This is a genomic window from Mitsuaria sp. WAJ17 (assembly GCF_014174515.1).
GTDB lineage: Bacteria > Pseudomonadota > Gammaproteobacteria > Burkholderiales > Burkholderiaceae_C > Roseateles_B.
Window position 1 is genome coordinate 322,888 of record NZ_JACJUG010000001.1, and the last position, 19,235, is coordinate 342,122.

Annotated in this window: 19 protein-coding genes; 11 read left to right on the forward strand and 8 right to left on the reverse strand. The window is 70.9% G+C overall.

Annotation, left to right across the window (positions count from 1 at the left end; genetic code table 11):
• Window positions 1–273 precede the first annotated feature (273 nt).
• Window positions 274–1,134 (forward strand): DMT family transporter, encoded by an 861-nt coding sequence (locus H5407_RS01440; protein WP_183102619.1) that lies wholly within the window; start codon window positions 274–276, stop codon window positions 1,132–1,134.
• 24 nt (window positions 1,135–1,158) lie between these two features.
• Complete coding sequence (locus H5407_RS01445; protein ID WP_183102620.1) at window positions 1,159–1,650, forward strand: glutathione peroxidase; 492 nt, start codon at window positions 1,159–1,161, stop codon at window positions 1,648–1,650.
• Between the two features lie 6 nt (window positions 1,651–1,656).
• Here the strand turns inward: H5407_RS01445 and H5407_RS01450 are convergent, their stop codons facing one another.
• Complete coding sequence (locus H5407_RS01450; protein WP_183102621.1) at window positions 1,657–2,079, reverse strand: hypothetical protein; 423 nt, start codon at window positions 2,077–2,079, stop codon at window positions 1,657–1,659.
• Window positions 2,080–2,183: 104 nt separating this feature from the next.
• Here H5407_RS01450 and H5407_RS01455 point away from each other — a divergent pair, with 104 nt between their 5' ends.
• A complete protein-coding gene (locus H5407_RS01455; protein ID WP_183102622.1) occupies window positions 2,184–3,968 on the forward strand; it encodes a di-heme-cytochrome C peroxidase in 1,785 nt (594 codons plus the stop codon).
• On the opposite strand, the gene H5407_RS01460 is transcribed toward H5407_RS01455, so the two are convergent.
• Window positions 3,955–4,749 (reverse strand): Crp/Fnr family transcriptional regulator, encoded by a 795-nt coding sequence (locus H5407_RS01460; RefSeq protein WP_183102623.1) that lies wholly within the window; start codon window positions 4,747–4,749, stop codon window positions 3,955–3,957. The two genes, H5407_RS01455 and H5407_RS01460, sit on opposite strands and share 14 nt — an antisense overlap.
• A 57-nt stretch (window positions 4,750–4,806) precedes the next feature.
• Between H5407_RS01460 and H5407_RS01465 the strand changes: the two genes are divergently transcribed.
• From H5407_RS01465 to H5407_RS01495, 7 genes are all read left to right on the forward strand, one after another.
• Window positions 4,807–5,976 carry a DUF2332 domain-containing protein gene (locus tag H5407_RS01465; RefSeq protein ID WP_183102624.1) on the forward strand — a complete coding sequence of 390 codons (1,170 nt, stop codon included), beginning with the start codon at window positions 4,807–4,809 and terminating at the stop codon, window positions 5,974–5,976.
• A 214-nt stretch (window positions 5,977–6,190) separates the two neighbouring features.
• A complete protein-coding gene (locus tag H5407_RS01470) occupies window positions 6,191–7,384 on the forward strand; it encodes an amino acid aminotransferase (RefSeq protein WP_183102625.1) in 1,194 nt (397 codons plus the stop codon).
• Window positions 7,381–8,382, forward strand: a complete 1,002-nt coding sequence (locus H5407_RS01475) for a carboxylesterase (protein ID WP_183102626.1) — start codon at window positions 7,381–7,383, stop codon at window positions 8,380–8,382. Before H5407_RS01470 ends, H5407_RS01475 begins: the two co-directional genes overlap by 4 nt.
• 138 nt (window positions 8,383–8,520) lie before the next feature.
• Window positions 8,521–8,751: a hypothetical protein gene (locus H5407_RS01480; protein ID WP_183102627.1), complete on the forward strand. Its 231-nt coding sequence runs from the start codon at window positions 8,521–8,523 to the stop codon at window positions 8,749–8,751.
• Between the two features lie 78 nt (window positions 8,752–8,829).
• Window positions 8,830–10,311 (forward strand): D-alanyl-D-alanine carboxypeptidase/D-alanyl-D-alanine-endopeptidase, encoded by a 1,482-nt coding sequence (dacB, locus tag H5407_RS01485; protein ID WP_183102628.1) that lies wholly within the window; start codon window positions 8,830–8,832, stop codon window positions 10,309–10,311.
• A gap of 35 nt (window positions 10,312–10,346) precedes the next feature.
• Entirely contained in the window at window positions 10,347–11,144 is a 798-nt protein-coding gene (locus H5407_RS01490; RefSeq protein WP_183102629.1) for an ABC transporter substrate-binding protein, read from the forward strand.
• Between the two features lie 81 nt (window positions 11,145–11,225).
• Window positions 11,226–12,029, forward strand: a complete 804-nt coding sequence (locus H5407_RS01495) for an ABC transporter substrate-binding protein (RefSeq protein ID WP_183102630.1) — start codon at window positions 11,226–11,228, stop codon at window positions 12,027–12,029.
• A gap of 10 nt (window positions 12,030–12,039) precedes the next feature.
• On the opposite strand, the gene H5407_RS01500 is transcribed toward H5407_RS01495, so the two are convergent.
• From H5407_RS01500 to H5407_RS01515, 4 genes are read right to left on the reverse strand one after another with little or no spacing between them, the layout of a single operon-like run.
• The gene (locus H5407_RS01500; RefSeq protein ID WP_183102631.1) at window positions 12,040–13,086 is read right to left on the reverse strand and encodes an LD-carboxypeptidase; all 1,047 of its coding nucleotides are present in this window, start codon (window positions 13,084–13,086) and stop codon (window positions 12,040–12,042) included.
• An 11-nt stretch (window positions 13,087–13,097) separates the two neighbouring features.
• Window positions 13,098–13,721: a M15 family metallopeptidase gene (locus tag H5407_RS01505; protein WP_255501003.1), complete on the reverse strand. Its 624-nt coding sequence runs from the start codon at window positions 13,719–13,721 to the stop codon at window positions 13,098–13,100.
• Window positions 13,718–15,361: an ABC transporter substrate-binding protein gene (locus H5407_RS01510; protein ID WP_183102632.1), complete on the reverse strand. Its 1,644-nt coding sequence runs from the start codon at window positions 15,359–15,361 to the stop codon at window positions 13,718–13,720. Before H5407_RS01510 ends, H5407_RS01505 begins: the two co-directional genes overlap by 4 nt.
• A 38-nt stretch (window positions 15,362–15,399) precedes the next feature.
• On the reverse strand, window positions 15,400–16,395 hold the full coding sequence (locus tag H5407_RS01515) for a helix-turn-helix domain-containing protein (protein WP_183102633.1): 996 nt from the start codon (window positions 16,393–16,395) through the stop codon (window positions 15,400–15,402).
• 111 nt (window positions 16,396–16,506) lie between these two features.
• On the opposite strand from H5407_RS01515, the gene H5407_RS01520 reads away from it, so the two are divergent.
• The gene (locus tag H5407_RS01520) at window positions 16,507–17,313 is read left to right on the forward strand and encodes an MBL fold metallo-hydrolase (protein ID WP_183102634.1); all 807 of its coding nucleotides are present in this window, start codon (window positions 16,507–16,509) and stop codon (window positions 17,311–17,313) included.
• On the opposite strand, the gene speB is transcribed toward H5407_RS01520, so the two are convergent.
• Entirely contained in the window at window positions 17,298–18,227 is a 930-nt protein-coding gene (speB, locus tag H5407_RS01525; RefSeq protein ID WP_183102635.1) for an agmatinase, read from the reverse strand. The genes H5407_RS01520 and speB overlap by 16 nt on opposite strands.
• 89 nt (window positions 18,228–18,316) lie before the next feature.
• A complete protein-coding gene (locus tag H5407_RS01530) occupies window positions 18,317–19,228 on the reverse strand; it encodes an ABC transporter permease (protein WP_183102636.1) in 912 nt (303 codons plus the stop codon).
• Window positions 19,229–19,235 lie beyond the last annotated feature (7 nt).

A 19,235-nucleotide genomic window follows, 5' to 3' on the forward strand; every position in this document is an offset into this window, starting at 1 on the left:
TCATCGAAGGGCGGCCGGCCTCCCGGAGGCTGGCTGCACGGCGTCCAGATTGGAGTACGGTTCTTCTTCCGGACACCATGCTATAAACCCTGGGCATCGTGGGTCGGCAGTGTGTCGGCTTCTCAATGGATTTCAAGGGGTTGTTGCAGCGAGCCAACCCATGCCCTGTAAGCAGTGACATGGTCCGCATGGTCCGGTTGCACCCGAGGCATGACCTGACCCCATCGTTTCTCTCCGGCACTCGCATCCGCCGGCTCTTGCGCGCCTCGCCGCATGGCATTCCTCGGTCTGATCTTCAACGCCCTGGTCTGGGGCCTGTCCTGGTGGCCGTTCCGCCAGTTCCAGTCCGCCGGGCTCCACCCGCTGTGGGCGACGGTCTCCTTCTTCTTCCTGTCCTGGCTGGTCATCCTGCTGCTGCGTCGCGAGGCCTGGCGGGAGCTGCTGACCACACCTTCGCTGTGGCCCATCATGGCGGCCGCCGGCATCACCAACACCTTCTTCAACTGGGGCGTGGCCACGGGGGACGTGGTGCGGGTGGTGCTGCTGTTCTACCTGATGCCGCTGTGGGCGGTGCTGCTGGCGCGGCTGATCCTGGGCGAGCACCTGACCCGCCTGGCCCTGCTGCGCATGGTCCTGGCCCTGGGCGGCGCCGCGGCAGTGCTGGCGCCGGCGGGCGGCGGGCTGCCGCTGCCCTCCAGCCTTCCGGACTGGCTGGGCGTGCTGGGCGGCATGTCCTTCGCGCTGAACAACGTCATGCTGCGCCGCGAGGCCGACCGCAGCCCCGAGGCCCGCGCCCTGGCCATGTTCAGCGGCGGCGTGGGGGTCTCGGCCCTGGCGGCCACGCTGATGGCAACGCAGGGCCTGGCACCCTGGCCGGCCCTGGCCTCGGCCTGGTGGCTGCTGCCGCTGGCGGGCATGGCGCTGCTGTTCTTCCTCTCCAACTTGTCGCTGCAATATGGGGCAGCCCGACTGCCGGCCAATGTCACCGCCATCGTGATGCTCTGTGAGGTGCCCTTCGCGGCGATCTCCTCCCTGGCCTGGGGTGGCGGGACCCTGGGCCTGCGCACGGCCTTCGGTGGCCTGTGCATTGTGGGGGCGGCCCTGCTGGCTGCGCTGGAAAAGCGCCAGGGCTAATATCCGGCATCCAAGGAGCCCCCCATGGCACAACAGACGATCTACGACTTTCACGCCACCTCCATCGACGGCCAGCCCTTCTCGCTGGCGGCCGAGCATGGCAAGGTGCTGCTCATCGTCAACACCGCCAGCGAATGCGGCTTCACGCCGCAGTTCAAGGGCCTGGAGCAGCTCTGGCACGACTACCGCACCCGAGGCCTGGTTGTCGTCGGCTTCCCCAGCAACGAGTTCGGCGGCCAGGATCCCGGCAGCAATGACGAGATCTCGTCCTTCTGCGAAATCAACTACGGCGTGAGCTTCCCCATGATGGCCAAGATCGAGGTCAACGGCGAGAAGGCCGACCCGCTGTGGCAGTGGCTCAAGAAGGAAAAGCCCGGCCTGCTGGGTACGCAGGCCATCAAGTGGAACTTCACCAAGTTCCTGGTGGGCCGCGACGGGCGGGTGCTGCGCCGCTACGCCCCCAACGACACGCCGGAATCCCTGCGAGCCGACATCGAGGCCGCGCTGGGCAACTGACCCGCGTCAGCACGCCAGGGATTCGCGCAGCAGCGCTCCCTCCAGCCCGATGCGCAGCGTCCGGGCCTGCAGGTGCAGGCTGCCGCCGCGCGCGAGCTCCAGCTGCAGTGCCACCCGCCCGGCATGGAATGCAGGCAGCTGCGGGGTCAGGTCTTGCCCATCCAGCGTCAGGCGGGCCTGTACGATGCGCCCCGGCGTGAAGTCCCGCACTTCCCAGGACTCCAGACCCGAGCATCGCAGCCGCAAGGGCCAGACCCAGCCCTGCTGGGGTCGGCGCTGGCTGAGGCTGGGCCAGTGCACGAGGGCGCTGGAGAGCTCGATGAGGCCCTCGTCGCCCCCGCGCTGCAGCTGCAGCAGCTCAGAGTCCTGCAGGACCAGGTTCAGGGGCGAGGGCCAGTCGGCTTCTGCTTGGGCGGGCGGGGAAAGCATGGCTTCATTGTCGGCGCCATCCCTAGCACATCACCCGCAAGTGATCCCGGTCAATCTTTCACCATTCCCTACAGTCGTCGTGACTTTGTAACTGGGAGCAAGTCATGACAAGGACCCCCACAAGAGCCCACGCGGCCGCGGCCGTCGCCGCCTTGGCCCTGGCCGCCTGCGCCCTCTGGTCGCCCATGAAGCCCACGCCGGACAACGCCCCGCTGCCTGACGCGGTCGGCCCCCAGTCCGTCTATACCCTCGACCAGGGCTGGGACCAGTCCACGCGCATGTCCTACTGGTTCACCTCGCAGGGCTCGCAGATCGTCCCCTACCGCTGGTTCCTGGTGCTGGAGCAGGCCGGCAGCACCGAGCTGTTTCGCAGTGATGCCCACATCGAGCAGCTGGGCTACCTGCCTGCCGCGCCCGGTCCGGGCGTCTGGAATCCGGACGGCCTGCCCGTGGGCTTCACCAAGGCCAGCAGCAAGGGCCAGGACTGGATGGGCATGAGCTGCGCCGCCTGTCATACCGGCCAGATCAACTACAAGGGCCGCGGCCTGCGCATCGACGGCGCTCCGGCCCTGTCGAGCTTCGATCGCTTCTATGCCGAGCTGGTGGCGGCCCTACAGGCCACGCAGGCGGACGAGGCCAAGTTCCAGCGCTTTGCCACCGCCCTGGGCCAGACCAGCGCGCCCCAGCAGAAGGCCCTGCGCGAGGAGCTCGCACGCGAGGTGCGCGAGTCCGCGGCCCGCCTGGCCCTGAACAGGCCAACGCACGATCCGGGCTTTGCCCGCCTGGACGCCTTCGGCAACATCTTCAACCAGGTGCTGGTGACGGCGCTGGACCAGCCGGACAACGCGCGGCCGCCCAATGCACCGGTGTCCTATCCCTTCCTCTGGGACACCCCCCAACATGACAAGGTGCAGTGGAACGGCTCCGCCCCCAACGGCCCGCTGGGCCTGGGCGAGGTGACCCGCAATGTGGGCGAGGTGCTGGGCGTCTTCGGTCACCTGCGCATCGAGGACTGCAAGCCCCTGGGCTGCAGCTATCCCAGCACCGTGGACATCGTCGCCCTGGGCCACCTGGAGGGCTGGCTGCGCAGCCTGTGGTCGCCGCAATGGGACGAGAAGGTGCTGGGCCCGCTGGACCGCGCCCTGGCCAGCAAGGGCGAGGCGATCTACGGTCAGCAGTGCGCGCAATGCCACCTGCCCATCGAGCGCACCAACCCCTTCCGCCGGATCACCGCGCAGATGCATGACGTCGGCACCGACTCCGCCATGGCCACCGCCGTCGCCATGCGCAAAGCGTTGACCGGTCGGCTCAAGGGCACGCCCGTCATCACCGACCTCCCGCACCGGTTTGGCGACGACGCGCAAGGTGCGACGATCGTGGTCCAGGGGGCGACCGGCGTGATGCTCAGCACCCGCGAGGCCCGGATGGCCACGCTGCGGGCGTTGATCATCCAGTACGAGGCCCAATTGGCCGACGAGCTGCGCGGCGCTGGCCAGTTCAAGGCGCCGGCCGGCTGGACGCATGAGCGGCCCACGCAGGAGCTGCTCGACAAGGCGCTGGCAGCGCCCGCGCCGCGCGAGGACCCGCCGCCCAGCCTGGCCACCTACAAGGCGCGACCGCTCAACGGCATCTGGGCCACGGCGCCCTATCTGCACAACGGCTCGGTGCCCAATCTCTGGGCCCTGCTGCAGCCGGTGGCCCAGCGGCCGGCACGATTCTTCGTCGGCAGCCGCGAGTTCGACCCGATGCGGGTCGGCCAGGTGAGCGAGCAGGGGCCCTCTGCCTTCGACACCAGCCTGCCCGGCAACTCCAACGGCGGCCACCTGGCTGGCACAACCCTGCCCGAGGCGGACAAGCGCGCCCTGCTGGAGTACCTCAAGACCCTGTGAGCGACGCCGCCGCCCCGGCGCCCGGCGTGGGTGGCCGCCACAGGATGCGGCGGTAGGCCTGGCACAGCCGGCCTTCGCGCGCCTGCTGGCCCAGCCACTCGTTGACCGTCTGGCGCGAGACATTGGCCAGCGCCGCCAGCTCCGCCTGGCTGACGCGCAGCTGGCGCCAGCCGGGCTGGCCGGGCAGGTCCTCGCCGTGGGTCTGATCCAGCTGCTGTAGGCCCAGCATCAGCCGCTCGGCCGCCGTGGCATGGCGCGAGGCCGCCAGCAGGCCCAGCGTGCCGGCGAAGCGGCTGGCGAATTCCTGCATCAGGGCGCGCGCGAATCCGGGCAGCTCGTCCATCAGGCGGGTGTAGGCGGCCGGGCCGATGGCGATCAGCACGCTGGGGCGCAGCGCCACCGCCTCGTAGCGCGAGGGCTGGCGGCAGACGAAGCCGGCCAGGCCGAAGAGGCGCGGCGGCCGCATGGCCTCCAGCACCGAGACCTGGCCGTCCAGGCCGCTGAAGCGTGCCTCGATCTCGCCTTGCACCACAGCATAGAAGGCCTGTGGCAACTGGCCCTGCAGCAGGACGGTCTGGCCCGTCTCAAGAGACTGCAGGCGCAGCAGCGGCGCCAGCGGCAGCCAGTGCGCGTCATCCAGAGGCAGGCCGGGTGCCAGGGTCTCGAGCACCGTCGTGAAGGCGGTCCGCAGGTCCACGCGGGTGCTCGCGCGGGCGCTCGGGCGTGGGCTTGGCCGCAGGGGGCGGCCGAGCGGCGTCTTGGGGGCCGGGGAGTCTGGCATGTGCAGATTGTCGGGTAGCCGACTATTCTGCGCGGGCTGTGCGCCTAAGCTAGATGCATGACTTTCCTGCCTGCTGCCGCGTCCTCCACCTTCGCAACGGTCCCGCCCGGGCGTGCGGACTGGGCCGCCCCCTTCCTGCGCTTCGCCGAGCAGGACTGCCCCGAGGATCCGCTCTATCAGGCTCTGTGCCGGGCGCTGGCGGCCCAGCCGGCCTTGCTGACGCTGATGGACGAAGCGCCGCCGGAGCAGGCCCGCCCCAATCTCTACCTGGCGGCTGTGCACGCCCTGGTGATGGCGGCGCCGCAGTCGGCCCTGGCCGGTTATTTCCCGTCCGTGGGCGGCCAGCGGCTGCCTGACGAGGCCCTGGCAGGCGCGCTGGCCGGCTTCGTCGCCGTCCATGAAACGGCGCTGCGCGCTCTGCTGAGGCAGCGGGCCACCCAGACCAACGAGATCGGCCGATGCGCTCTGCTGTGGCCCGCCCTGCAGCACCTGGCCCGGGCCGGCGGCCGCCAACGCCTGGCCCTGTTCGACTTCGGCTGCAGTGCCGGGCTCAACCTCGGCGTGGATGCCTATCGCTACCGTTTCCTCGGGGAGGACGGTCGAGCGGTCGAGGCTGGCGCGCTTGAGGACCTGGCCTCGCCCCAGATCAGCTGCCGCTGGCAGGGCATGCTGCCCGCGGCGCAGGCGGGCTTCGAGCTGGTCCGGCGCCAGGGCGTGGACCTGAGCCCGTTGCATGCCGCCGAGCCAGACGACGCCCGCTGGCTGCTGGCCTGTCTGTGGCCGCATGACCGTGAGCGTCGAGAGCGCCTGCAGTCCGCCCTCGCCGTGGCACGGGCGCGCGACTGGCCGGTGCAGGGTGCCGCAGACGGGCTGGCGCTGCTCGAGGCCTGGCTGGACGACCTGCCGCCTGACGTGCAACCCGTGCTGTTTCACAGCTGGGTGCTCTACTACTTCCAGGCCGCCGACCGCCACCGCTTCGGGCAGCGAGTCCAGCGGCTGATGGAGGAGCGGGGGCTGTGGTGGCTGTCGGCCGAATCCCTGGCCGACAGCGACTGGCCGGCCGATGCGGCCCTGCCGCCCCGGCCCGAAGGGGTGTCGGCGGGCAGCGCCACGCTGTGGCAATGGCGCCGGGCGGGGCAGGCGCCTCAGGCCCTGGCCTGGTCGCATCCGCACGGGCGCTTCGCGCACTGGCTGGCGTCGGGAGGCGCGAGCAAAGACGCGGCCTGACGGGTGCCCTTCGGCACGCGAACAAGGCCGCTCCCCTGGCATAGACTCGCGCCCAGTGGCCCTGCGCGCGCACCCGGCGTGGGGCAAGCCTCCCCTCATCAGGGACGAAGGCGCCCGCCAGGGCCTGGCGGGCCTGGGCTGCCGGCCGCGAAGCCCGGCGCCAGGCCCCCGGCCGCATAATGGCAGGCTGTCTCAGACCCCGGAGTGATCTGTCATGTTCCAACACGTTGACGCCTACGCTGGCGACCCCATCCTCAGCCTGAACGAAGCCTTCCAGAAGGATCCGCGGGCCGGCAAGATCAACCTGTCCATTGGCATTTACTTCGACAACGACGGCCGCATCCCCATGATGGACTCGGTCCGCACGGCCGAGCTGGCGGTGGTCGAGTCCGCTGGTGCGCGCCCCTACCTGCCCATGGAAGGCCTGGCCGCCTTTCGCAGCGAGGTGCAGGCCCTGCTCTTCGGCCGCGACGCCGAGGTGCTGAAGGCCGGCCGCGTGGCCACCATCCAGAGCGTGGGCTCCAGCGGCGGCCTGAAGGTCGGCGCCGACTTCATCAAGCGCTACTTCCCCGAGAGCGCGATCTATGTCTCCGACCCCACCTGGGACAACCACCGCGCCGTCTTCGAGGGCTCGGGCATCGCGGTCAAGACCTATCCCTACTACGACCCGGTCAGCGGCGGCGTGCGCTTCAAGGAACTGCTGGAGGCCGTGCAGGCCATGCCCGCTAAGAGCGTGGTGCTGCTGCACGCCTGCTGCCACAACCCCACCGGGGTGGACCTGACCCCCACTCAGTGGGATACCCTGATCCCCCTGCTGAAGGCGCGCGATCTGCTGCCCTTCCTGGACATCGCCTACCAGGGCTACGGTGAAGGCCTGGAGCAGGATGCATTCGCCATCCGCGCCATGGCGGATGCCGGCCTGTGCTTCTTCGTGGCCAACAGCTTCTCCAAGAACATGAGCCTCTACGGCGAGCGCTGCGGCGGCCTGTCCGTCGTGTGCCCGGACGCCCAGCAGGCCAGCCACGTGCTGGGTCAGCTGAAGGCCACCATCCGCCGCAACTACTCCAACCCTCCGATGCACGGCGGTCAGCTGGTCGCCAAGGTGCTGGGCGACCCGGCCCTGCGCGCCCTGTGGGAAGGCGAGGTCGAGGAGATGCGCGAGCGCATCCTGGCCATGCGCAATGCCCTGCACCAGGTGCTGTCGGCCAAGCTGCCGGGCCGCAATTTTGACTACTTCCTGCACCAGCGCGGCATGTTCAGCTACACGGGCCTCACGCCCGCGCAGGTGGACCGCCTGAAGGACGAGTTCGGCGTCTACCTCGTCCGCTCGGGCCGCATGTGCGTTGCCGGCCTCAACACCAAGAACGTGGAAGCCGTGGCCAATGCCATGGCCGCGGTGCTGGCGTGAGCCGGGCAGGCCGCATCGCCTGGGGCGCCTCGCTGGCGCTGCTGGCCTGCGGCCTGGTTTTTTCCATCGGCCCTCGCAACAGCGAGATCGCCTGGGAGCCCGCCCCCATGAAGCCCGTCCACCTGCCCGAGCAGTTGGACGCGCTGGAGGCCCAGCTGGCAGCGGGCGAGGCCCGCATCGCCGGCCTGACCCCACAGACCGAGAAGCACATCGTCTGGGGCGACAAGGGCCGCCTGCGCGCGCCCTGGGCCGTGGTCTACCTGCACGGCTTCTCCGCCACGCGCCAGGAAATGGCGCCCGTGCCCGAGCGCCTGGCCCAGGCCCTGGGCGGCAACACGTTCTACACCCGCCTGGCCGGCCACGGCCTGCCCGGCGAGGCCATGGGCCAGGCCAGCCTGGGCCAGTGGAAGGCCGACGCGCTGGAAGCCCTGCAGGTGGGCCAGCGCATCGGTGAGCGCGTGCTGGTGGTGGGCGCCTCCACCGGCGCCACCTTGGCTGCCTGGTTGGCCCAGCGCGAGGAAGCCAAGGATGTGGCCGGCTGGGTGCTCATCTCTCCCAACTTCGGGCCGCGCGATCCCAAGGCCGCCATCATCAACTGGCCCTGGGGTCGCAGCATCGCCCGCCTGGTACAGGGTGCCGAGTACCAGGAGACGCCCGCCAACGAGCGCAAGGCGCGCTTCTGGACCCACCGCTATCCCACCGAGGCCCTCTTTCCGATGATGGCCCTGGTCGAGCGTGTGCGTGGCAGCGAGCTGGGCAAGATCCAGGCGCCCACGCTGATGATGATGTCTCCGCGTGACACCGTGATCGACGTCACCGAGGTCCGCGCCGCCTTCGAGCGCATCGGCAGCCCGCGCAAGCAGCTGATCGAGGTTGATTACAGCGAATCGCCCGGGCAGCATGTGCTGGCCGGCGACATCGACGCCCCGCGTGCCGTGCAGCCCATGGTGGAGCAGATCCGCGAGTTCGTGGCCACCCAGGTCGAGCCTCGCCCCTGATCCCAGCACCCTCGGTGCCCTGCCACTTCAACAGGTGACGGTCCCCTGAAACGGGGGGCTTCTGCGCCGCAGATGCGATGGCTTTCCCGCCTCCGACGGCGCACACTGGATCCACCACTGAAGCCGTAGAGGTGGACCATGGCACAGCTGACCAAGCCCCGCGGGGCCGCACATCCCGAGACCGGCATGGCCCGCATGGCCGCGCTGGGACGCAGCGCGATGAATGCCATCGCCCGGCCTCTGAATATCGTCGGGAGCAGCAAGATCGACGGCCTGGAGGTCCAGGACTCGACGCTGGAGGAATGGGAACAGTGCCAGTCCCAGTTCGAGGACAAGTTCCGCCACGGCGTCTCTGACTACCTGCGCTGACACCCGGTTGCCGCCCGCCTGGCGCCGCCGTCCGGTCCCGTGCCGACCGGACGCCGCCCGGGCGCTACATTGCGGTCCATGCACCGCAGCGCTTTCGCCTCACCCCTCCATCGTTCGCGCCAACTGACGCAGCTCGCCTGCTTGGCCCTGGCCTGCGCCGGGCTGATCGCCCCGGCCCGCGCCGCCAGCCGCCTGCCCGCTCCGGTGGCTGCCGCCCTGCAGCGCGCCGGCCTGCCGCCTGAATCCCTGGCCTTGCGCGCCTTTCCCCTGGACCGCCCCCAGGCCGGCTATGCCTGGCAGGCGGACCGGCCCATGGTGCCGGGCTCAGTGGCCAAGCTGCTGACCGCGGCGGTGGCCTTGGACCAACTGGGTCCCAGTGCGCGCGCGCGGACCGATCTGCTGAGTACGGGGACCGTGCGCGACGGCGTCCTGGAGACCCCGCTGTACCTGCGCGGCGGTGGTGATGGCGAGCTGGACAGCGCTGCCCTGTGGCAACTGCTGCGCGAATTGCGCCAGTCCGGTGTGCGCGAGCTGCGCGGCGGCTTGGTGCTGGACCGCAGCGGTTTCGTGCCCGAGCGCGAGGACCTGCAGACCCCCGACTTCGACGACACGCCCAGCTTCCCCTACAACGTCGTGCCCGATGCTCTGCTGCTGGAGGGCGGCGTGCAGCTGCTGGAGCTTTCCAGCGGCACCGTGGGCCCGGTTCAGGCGCGCCTGCCGGCCTGGCCCGAGCTGCAGGTCGATACCAGCGGCCTGAGCCTGGCCGAGGCGCCCTGCCGGCACTGGGACGTGCTGCCCCTGCAGCCGCGCTTCGAGCCCGGCCAGGGCGGCACGCCGCCGCGCCTGCTGCTCAGTGGCCGCTTCCCGGTGGAGTGCCGGGTGAGCCAGGCTTTGCAGCTGCTGGACCGCCAGTGGCTGCTGGGCGAGACGGTGCGCCAGCTGTGGCTGTCGCTGGGCGGCACGATCAGCGGCGAGCTGCGCAGCGGGCGCGCTCCCGCCGAGGCCCGCGTGCTGCAGACCCGCTGGGGTCGGCCGCTGGCCGAGGTGCTGCGCGGGGCTCTCAAACGCTCCGACAACGTGCAGCTGCGCTTGGTCTATCTGCGCCTGGGCCAGCAGGCCGCCACTGACGCCGCCCTGCCCACGCGCGAGCGTGCCGCGCAGGCCGTACAGCGCTGGCTGTCCGAGCAGGGGATCGAGGCTCCCGAGCTGGTGCCCGACAACGGCGCCGGCCTCTCGCGCAGCGAGCGTATGAGCGCCGAGACCCTGGCCGCCGTGATCCGACAGGCCGCTCAGGGCCGCCATGCGCCGGACTGGCTGGCCGGACTGCCGCTGGCCGGCGTCGATGGCACCCTGTCCCGGCGCTTCCAGGGCTCGCAGGCCCAGGGGCGGGCGCGGCTCAAGACGGGCACGCTGCACAATGTCGCGGCCCTGGCCGGCCTGGTGAAGGACCGCCGCGGACGGCCCTGGGTGCTGGTGCTGATGCTCAATGACGAGTCGGCCCTCTGGGTGGGCCGCCCAGCCCTGGATCGCATCGTGGACTGGCTGGCGGGCCAGTCCTGATCCGGCCGCCTCCCTGCCGGCGTTATGCTGCCCGCATGAAGCCCCTGCACCTGACCCTGTGCCTGAGCCTGAATCTGAACCTGTTGCTGGGCCTGCAGCCCGCTGTGGCCGCGCCCCCGCCGGTGCTGCATTTCGGGACGGAGGCCTTCCCGCCTTATGTGATTGACCGCCAGGGGCGGGCCACCGGCCCCATGGTGGAGGTGCTGCGGGCTACCTGCGAGCGCCTGGGCTGGCGTTGCGAGCTGTCCCTGCTGCCCTGGCGCCGTGCGCTGGCCGACGCCGAGGCCGGCCGCCTGGACGGTCTCTTCCCCCTGCTGCAGACGCCCGAGCGCGAGCGGCTCTTCTACTTCAGCAGCCCGGTGCTGAACGCCCGCTACGCCCTGTTCAGCCGCAGCGGCCAGAGCTACCGCTACGAAGGGCCGGCCAGCCTGGAGGGCCATGAGCTGGCCGTCTATGGCCCTTCGGGCTCGTCCATGGCGCTCAACGAGCTGCTGCAGGACGGCCCCGGCGTGTCGGTGCATGTGGAGCCCGACAACGCCACCGTGCTGCGCAAGCTGGTCCACGGCCGCTATGGCGAGCAGGGCCTGGCCTTCATCAACGAGAGCGTGGCGCTGTGGCTGCTCAAGCAGGAGCAGCTGCAGGGCCTGCAGATGGCCGGCGTGGCCCGCGAGATCAGCTACGGCTTCGGCCTCCTCAAGGCCCGGCTCACGGAGGCCGACTTCCAGCGCTTCGACGAGGCCCTGCAGGCCAACTGCCGCAACGGGCGCAATGCCGCTCTGATCCGCCCCTACGCCTTGCCGGCCTCGGCCTGTGTGGTGCGCATGCCGCGTTGACAACCCCCACCGGGTCTGGCCGGCAGGATGCGCGTCCCGCAGGCCCTATGCTTGCGGTCTCATCCCGGGAGACAGTACCTCATGCCCCTGATGCCGCGGCTCGCCACCGACAGCCTCCCCGGCCGCCCTGTCGTGCTGAGCCTGCTGTGCGCAGGGGCGGTGGCCCTGCCGGCCGCCGCCGCGCCGGCGCCCTGGCGCCTCTTTCTGACCGAGCCCTTTCCGCCCTACACCTACGAGCGTGCCGGCAGGCCGGCCGGCCCCATGGTGGACGTGCTGGACAAGGCTTGCGAGCAACTGGGCTGGCGCTGCGAGGTCCGGGTGATGCCCTGGCGCCGCGCCCTGGCCCTGGCGGAGCAGGGCGAGGCCCACGGCCTGTTCGCTGTGGCCGACGCGCCGGAGCGGCGCAGGTATTTCGCGCTCTCGTCGGCCGTGCTGCAGGCCCGCTATACGCTGTTCGGCCGCCAGGGCGAGAGCCTGCAGTACAAGGGCCCCGCCTCGCTGGAGGGCCGCACGGTGGCTGCCTACGGGCCCTCCGGCACCTCGCTGACGCTGGCGGAACTGGCCCGGGGTCAGCAGTTCCAATCCCAAATCGAGCCCGACAACCTCACCGTGCTGCGCATGCTGCACGCGGGCCGCTACGGCCCGCAAGGGGTGGTGCTGATGAACGAGGCCGTGGCCCTGTGGCTCACCGCCCAGAACGAGATGCCGCCCCTGCAGGCCGTGGGCACGGTCAAGCAGATCGGCTACCACTTCGGCCTGAGCCGCCAGCGCCTGAGCGTGGCCGACCAGCAGCGCTTCCAGCGCAGTCTGCAGCAGCTGTGCCGCAGCGGGCGCATGGCCGAGCTGCTGCAGCCCTACGCCCTGCCTGCAGCGCCCTGCAACTGAGCCCCTTCGATCAAGCCACCGCGGGCATCAGGATGCGCAGGCTGCAGGCGTCGGCGTCGATCTCGGCTTCTGCGCCGATGGGCAGGGTGAATTTGCGCGGAATGTGGCCAATCATGGCGCCGCGGTAGACCGGCACGCCCAGGCCGCCGAAGTAGTCCTCGAAGACCTCGTCCAGGGTCAGCGTGCCATAGTTTCCGTCGCCAGGTTCGCACCTGGTGAACTGGCCCAGCACCACGCCCGCCAGGCGGCGCAGGGCGCCGGCCAGGCGCAGCGTGGCCAGCATGCGGTCGATGCGGTAGATGTACTCGTTGATGTCTTCCAGGAACAGAACGGCGCCGTCGAAGTCGGGGAAATAGGCTGAGCCTGCCATCGCGCTGAGCACGGCGAGGTTGCCGCCCACCAGCCGCCCGCGGGCCCGTCCGCCGCGCAGGGTCCAGGCGCGGTCATGGGCCTGGACCAGGTCCCCGCCCTGCTCGCCGACGGGGTTGCGCAGCAGCGGGGCTTCGCCCTCCATCACCAGGGCGCGGAAATGCTGGGTGGTGAAGCGGGTCCAGGTGGAGCCGGCAAAAGGCGAATGGAAGGTGAGCAGGCCGGTCTGCCGGTGGATGGCATTGATCAGGCAGGTGACATCGGAGAAACCGCCGAAGAACTTGGGGTGCTGGCGGATCAAGCCGTAGTCCAGCTGGTCCACGATGCGCGCGCAGCCCGAGCCGCCGGTGAGGGCCAGCAGGCCGGCGACGCCGTCGTCGGCGAAGAAGCGGTGGATGTCATCGGCGCGTTCGGCATCGCTGCCGCCGAACTGGCCGCGTCGGGACAGCGCATGCGCGCCCAGCTTCACCTGCAGGCCCAGGGCCTGCAGGGCCTCGATGGCCAAGGCCACGGGCTCGCGCTCGAAGCTGGCGTTGGCGGGGCTGATCAAGCCTATCGTGTCACCGGGGCGCAGTCGGCGCGGGCGCAGCAGGGGCGCTTGCCCGGGGTCAGGTCTTGCGCTCGCGGCGCCCATGGTGGCCAGCGGGCCGAGCGAGGCCGAAGCCTGCAGGAAATGGCGTCGGTCCATGCGGGACTCCTTCAAAGCACCCGCGGCAGGGTGGCGCGGGCCTGCTTGCGGTCGCCGAACTCGAAATGCCACCATTCCGTGGCGATGGTGTGGAAGCCGCCGGCCCGCATTGCCGCGCGCAGCCAGCCGCGGTGCGCGAGCTGCTGCGCCGTCAGCAGGCCCTGGGCCAGGTGCTCGGCCTCGTGGTCGGGATGGGACAGCAGGCACATTTCGTCGAAGCCCGAGCCCATGTCCAGCTCCCGACCGTGCTCGTCCAACAGGCCGGCATCGACCGCCACGCCGAAGGAATGCAGGGACCCGCCCTCCGGGTGGGCGAGGTACAGGACCAGCGGCGTGCCTTCCAGCTCGGCGTAGAGCGCCTCCTGCACCCGCTGCGGGCGCAGCGCATCGAAGACGCGGATCTGCCACTGCGGCCGCTGCCGCTGCAGCCATTGCGCCGCGCGGCGCAGACCATCGGCTGCGTCCTTGCGAAGGTAGGCGCAGTCCAGCGGACCATAGACGTCACGGCTGACGTAGTTGTCCGGCGTGGCATAGCGCAGGTCCAGGTCAATCTCGCTCATGCCACGCAGCGACTGGAAGTCGGGGTGTGCGGCGATGTCCTCACAGGCGATCATGGGAACGGGGGAGGGCTTCATTCGCGCCAGACCTTCTCGAACTCGACCCCGCCATTGGGGTTGATCACAAAGCCCTTCACGTCCGCTCGCACCGGCAGGTACAGCGTGGAATGGGCGAATGGGATCCAGGGCCGCTCGCGCTTGAAGATCCGCTGGGCCTGGCCATAGAGCGCGGCGCGGCGTGCGGCGTCCGGCGTGGCGCGGGCTGCGTCGATCAGGCGCTCGAACTCGGTGTTGCAGAACTTCACGCCGCTGCGGTTGGCCGCGCAGCTGAGGTTTGGGGTCAGGAACTCGTCGGCATCGCCGCTCTCGCCGCTCCAGCCGCTCATGTAGACGTCGTGCTCGCCCTTGTTGGCGCGCTTGAGGTACTCGCCCCACTCGTAGGTCTTGATGCTGGCGCGCACGCCGATGCGCGCCCAGTCCTGCTGGATCATCTGGGCCAGCAGCAGGCCGTTGGGATTGGTCGGTCGGGCGATGGGCAGGGCCCAGAGATCGATGGCGAAACCCTGCGGGAAGCCGGCCTCGGCCAGCAGTCGGCGGGCGCGGTCGGGGTCGTATTCGTTGCGCAGCGAGGGGTCGAAGCCGGGGATGGCCGGCGGGAAGGCACTGGTGGCCGGCGTGGCGTCGCCGCGCGGGAACAGCACCTTGAAGAGGGCCGGGCGGTCTATGGCGATGTCCAGGGCCTCGCGCACGGCGCGGATGTTGGTTGGCGCCCTGGCGAGGTTGAAGCTCAGGTAGCTGATGTTGAGGGCCTGGACCTGCAGCAGCTGGATGTCCGCTCGCTTCGCCAGCACCGGCACGTCAATGTCGCGGGCCGGCGCGCTGACCTGGCATTCGCCCGCCAGCAGCTTCTGGATGCGCACATTGGGTTCGCGGGCGATGGCGAAGATCAGCTTGGGCGTGCGCACCTGGCCGGCCCAATAGCTGGGATTCGCCTCCAGGCGCAGGACATCGTCCTTGGCATAGCTGCGAAAGGCGAAGGGGCCGGTGCCGATGGGCGCGTTGTTGAGCTTGTGCGGCTCGCCGCGCTGCAGCAGCTGCTGCGCGTACTCCGCCGAGTGGATGCCCGCGAAGGGCATGGCGAACCAGCTGAGGAAGACCACATTGGGCTCGCGCAGCGTGAAGCGCACGGTGTGGTCGTCCAGCTTTTCCAGCGTCTGCACCAGCTTCGCGAGGCCCAGGTTGTTGGGGTAGATGAAGTTGCCGGGCAGGGCCTTGTTGAAGGGATGGGCCGGGTCCAGGAAGCGGCTGAAGGTGAAGAGCACGTCGTCCGCGTTGAACTCGCGCGAGGGCGTGAACCAGGCCCGGGTGTGGAAGCGTACGCCGCGGCGCAAGGTGAAGGTGAAGACGCGGGCGTCCTCCGACACCGTCCAGCGCTGCGCCAGGCGCGGCACCAGGGCCGTGCCGCCGCGCTCGAAGCCCAGCAGGCCCTGGAACACCTGGCGCACGGCGTTGTTGGTGCTGGTGCTGTCCCACAGGCCCGGGTCGAAGCCCTCGGGGCTGGCCTCGCTGCAGTAGACGATGGGCTTGCCCACCGGCTGCGCGGACTGGGCCGATGCGGCGGCCGCCGCCATCATCAGCAGGGGGACGGAGAACAGCGGGGAGAGACCGGGGCGGGGCATCAGCACGGGCGCGCAGGGCAGGTGGGACTGGGCTGCCATTGTGAGCGCAGCGCGCGCCCTGTCCAGGCCGGCCGCGCTCATGGCCGCGCGCCCGTGGGCGAAGGCAGGCGTGCGTGGCGCCGGCGGAACTCACCCGGCGTGCAGGCCAGCAGGGCCTGGAAGCTGCGGTGCAGGCCGGCCTCGCTGCCGTAGCCCAGCTGCTCGGCCACCGTCTTCACGGGCAGGGCGGACTCGCACAGCCGCTCCGCCGCCTGACGCAGCTTGACCAGGCGCAGCCACTGGCCGGCGGCCAGGCCGGTCTGCGCCGGCAGCCAGCGGCTGAGGCTGCGCACCGACAGCCCGAGCGCCTGGGCCGCCGCTGCCAGCGACAGCGTCTGCGCCGGTTGCCGCTGCGCGAAGACGATCAGGCGGCGCAGGGCCTCGTCGGACTGCCCCATCAGCTCAACGGGACGAAAGACCGCCGGCCATTGCTGCGGGCGCGGCAGCATCAGCACGGCTTCGATGTCTCGCAGCGCTGCGGGGTCCAGGCGGTCGGCCAGGGCCTGCAGCATCAGGGGCAGGTATCCGTGCGGCCCGGCGGCGGTGCGCACCGGTCCGCTGGACACCAGCAGCTCATCGAAGCGCCAGTGCACCTTGGGAAAGCGGGCGCCCAGGCCGGGCCTGAGCCACCAGGTGGCCGTGGCATCTCGACCATCCAGCTGCCCGGCCGCCGCCAACAGGGCGACGCCCGCGCAGTAGCTCCACAGCGCATGCCGCCTGGGCAGCTGTCCCAGGGCCTGCACCAGGGGGGCGAGCGTGGCCAGTTGGCGCGCCAGGGACTGCGGCGAGTCGGTCCATAGGCCGGGCAGCAGCCAGGCCTCGCAGCGGGCGTCGGCCAGGGCGGCGTCGGCGGCCAGCGTGGGGCCCTGCCAAGTCTTGACGGGACGCCCGTCCAGGCTGACCCACTGCAGGCGGAAGGCCTCGCGGCCCGCGCGCAGGTTGGCCGCCCGGGCCAGGTCCGCGGCGGCAAAGAGGCCGGCGGGCATGCAGCCCTCGAAGAGCAGCAGCCCCAGGTGCAGCGGCGGGCTGGGCATGGCGTGGCTTGAATCGGTAGGAAATTGGCGAATTGCGCCATTGTGGGCCCCGGGGCCCATTTTGAACAATCCAGCCAACGACCACTCACGGCGCCCCGCGCGAGCCCAGCCATGCACATCACCCAGATCCGCAATGCCACCGTGCTGCTGGAGTTCCGCGCCGGCGGCCAAGACGTCGCCCTGCTGGTCGACCCCATGCTGGCCGAGGCCGGTGCCCTGCCCAGCCTGCGCTACCTGGGCGGCAAGCGGCGGCGCAATCCGCTGGTGCCGCTGCCGGCCGCCGCAGGGCCGGCGCTGGAGCGCAGCACCCATGCCCTGATCACGCATTGCCAGAAGGGCCACTTCGACCATCTGGATCGCGCCGGCCGGCGCTTCCTGCGCGAGCGTGAGCTGCCCGTGCTTTGCATGCCCGACGATGCTGCCTGGCTCAGTGCCCGCGGCCTGCAGGCGCAGTCGCTGGCGGGTTGGCAGCGCCAGCCCTTCCTGGGCGGCTTCGTCACGCCCGTCCCCTGCCTGCATGGCCGTGGCTGGGTGGGGCGGCTGATGGCCCATGGAGCGGGCTACCTGATCGAGATGCCGGGCGAACCCAGCGTGTATGTGGCAGGCGACACCGTGCTGCATGAGCCCGTGCGCCACTGCCTGGCCGCGCTGAAGCCCGTCATTGCCATCCTCCCAGCTGGCGGAGCCCGCTTCGACCTGGGCGGCGAGATCCTGATGGACACGACCGAACTGGCCGAGGCGGCGAGGCTGCATGACGGGCAGCTGGTAGTCAACCACCTCGAAGCCCTGGACCACTGCCCGGTGCGCCGTGAGGAGGTGCGCCAGTGCGCCGCCTTCCTGGGCGATCGCCTGTGGGTGCCGATGGACGGCGAGTCGCGCCGCTACGAAGCCCCAGCGGGCCTTCAGCGCGCGGCCTGAGCCAGGCGCCCACAGAGGTAAGTCCAGACGAACTGCGCGGCGGCGTAGCTGGTCAGCTCGGCGTGGTCGTAGGGCGGCGCCACCTCCACGCAGTCCATGCCCACCCAGGGCAGGTCGGCCAGCTCTTCCAGAATGCTCAGCACTTGATTGCTGCTCATGCCGCCGGGTTCGGGCGTGCCGGTGCCGGGGGCGAAGGCGGGGTCCAGGCAGTCGATGTCCAGGCTGAGGTAGATGGGCGGGTGACCCAGGGCCGCCATGCGCTCGCGGATCCCGCCCAGCACGCCGGCCAGCTGGGCCGGGCTTTCCAGGCCGCGCAGGCTGCGGGCGTCGTGGATTAGGCCGCCCTGGTCCCGTACATACTCGCGCGCCTCGCGCAGGCCCGCCGAGCGGATGCCCAGCTGCACCATGCCCTGCGGCATCACCAGGCCCTCCTGCAGGGCCTCGTAGACCCAGGTGCCATGGCCGCTGGGCTCGCCGAAGTGGTCTTCCCAGGTATCGCAGTGGGCGTCGAAGTGCAGGCAGGCCAGGGGCCGGCCGAGATGGGCGCGGTAGGCCCGCAGCAGGGGCAGGGTGATGCTGTGGTCCCCGCCCAGCCAGACCATGTGATGCTGCGCGATGAGTGGGCTGATCAGCGGCATCATGGCGGCGCGCATGCCCTCCAGGCTGGTGTTGGGCAGGGGCAGGTCGCCGTGATCCTGGAGATGGCCGTCCGGCGTGGTGTCGAAGAAGGGGTGGATGCCGTCGCACAGCATGTGGCTGGCCTCGCGGATGGCGCGGGGGCCGAAGCGCGCGCCGGGGCGGTTGCTCACGCAGCCGTCCCAGGCGATGCCGGCCAGGCCGAAGGGCCGACTGCCTGGCGCGGCAGGCGGCTGCTTCATGAAACTCGTGTGGCTGAGGAAGGCGAACTGCGTCATGGCGAGGTCATGCAGGGGAAGGCGCGGCCATCTTGACCGAAGTCGGCGCCTTCGTCACCTCGTGCATGCGCCGAGGCAGGAGGCCGGGCTCAGCCGCGTCGCAGCTTGGGGTCCAGCGCGTCTCGCAGGCCGTCGCCGACGAGGTTGACGCTCAGCACGGTCAGCAGGATGGCCAGGCCCGGCAGGCTCAGCACCCAGGGCGCACGCTGCAGGGCGTCGCGCGCGGTGGCCAGCATGCCGCCCCACTCGGGCGTGGGTGCCTGCACGCCCAGGCCCAGGAAGCCCAGGCCCGCCGCCTCCAGGATGGCCGAGGAGAAGGCCAGCGTGGCCTGCACGATCAGCGGCGCCGCACAGTTGGGCAGCACGGTGCGGAACATCAGGTGCCAGGACGAGGCCCCGGCGGCGCGGGCCGCCTGCACGTAGTCGCGGGACTTCTCGGCCAGGGCGGCGGCCCGCGCCAGCCGCGTGCTGCCCGGCAGGGCGCCGATGGCGATGGCGATCACGGTGTTCGTCAGCCCCGGTCCCAGGATGGTGATCACGCAGATGGCCAGCAGCAGGCCCGGCAGGGCCAGCAGCACGTCCATGCTGCGCATCACCAGGGGCGAGAGCCAGCGCTCGTGGAAGGCCGCCAGCAGGCCCAGCACGATGCCCGGCACCAGGGCCAGCACCACCGAGGCCAGGCCCAGGCCCAGGGAGACCCGCGCGCCGTGCAGCAGGCGCGAGAGCAGGTCGCGGCCCAGCTCGTCGGTGCCCAGCGGGAAGCGCGCCGTGCCGCCGTCCATCCACAGCGGCGGCTGCAGCAGCTGCTCGCGGTATTGGTGCAGCGGGTCATGCGGCGACAGCCAGGGCGCCAGCAGGGCCGCCAGAGCCACCAGGCCGAACACCACGAGCGCGGCCAGGGCCCCGCGCTGGGCGGCAAAACGGTCCCAGGCCGCGCCCAGGGGGCTGCGGCCCCGCGGTGACCGCGGGGTCAGGTCTTGCTTATCGGGTGGGGGGGCCATGGCGGTT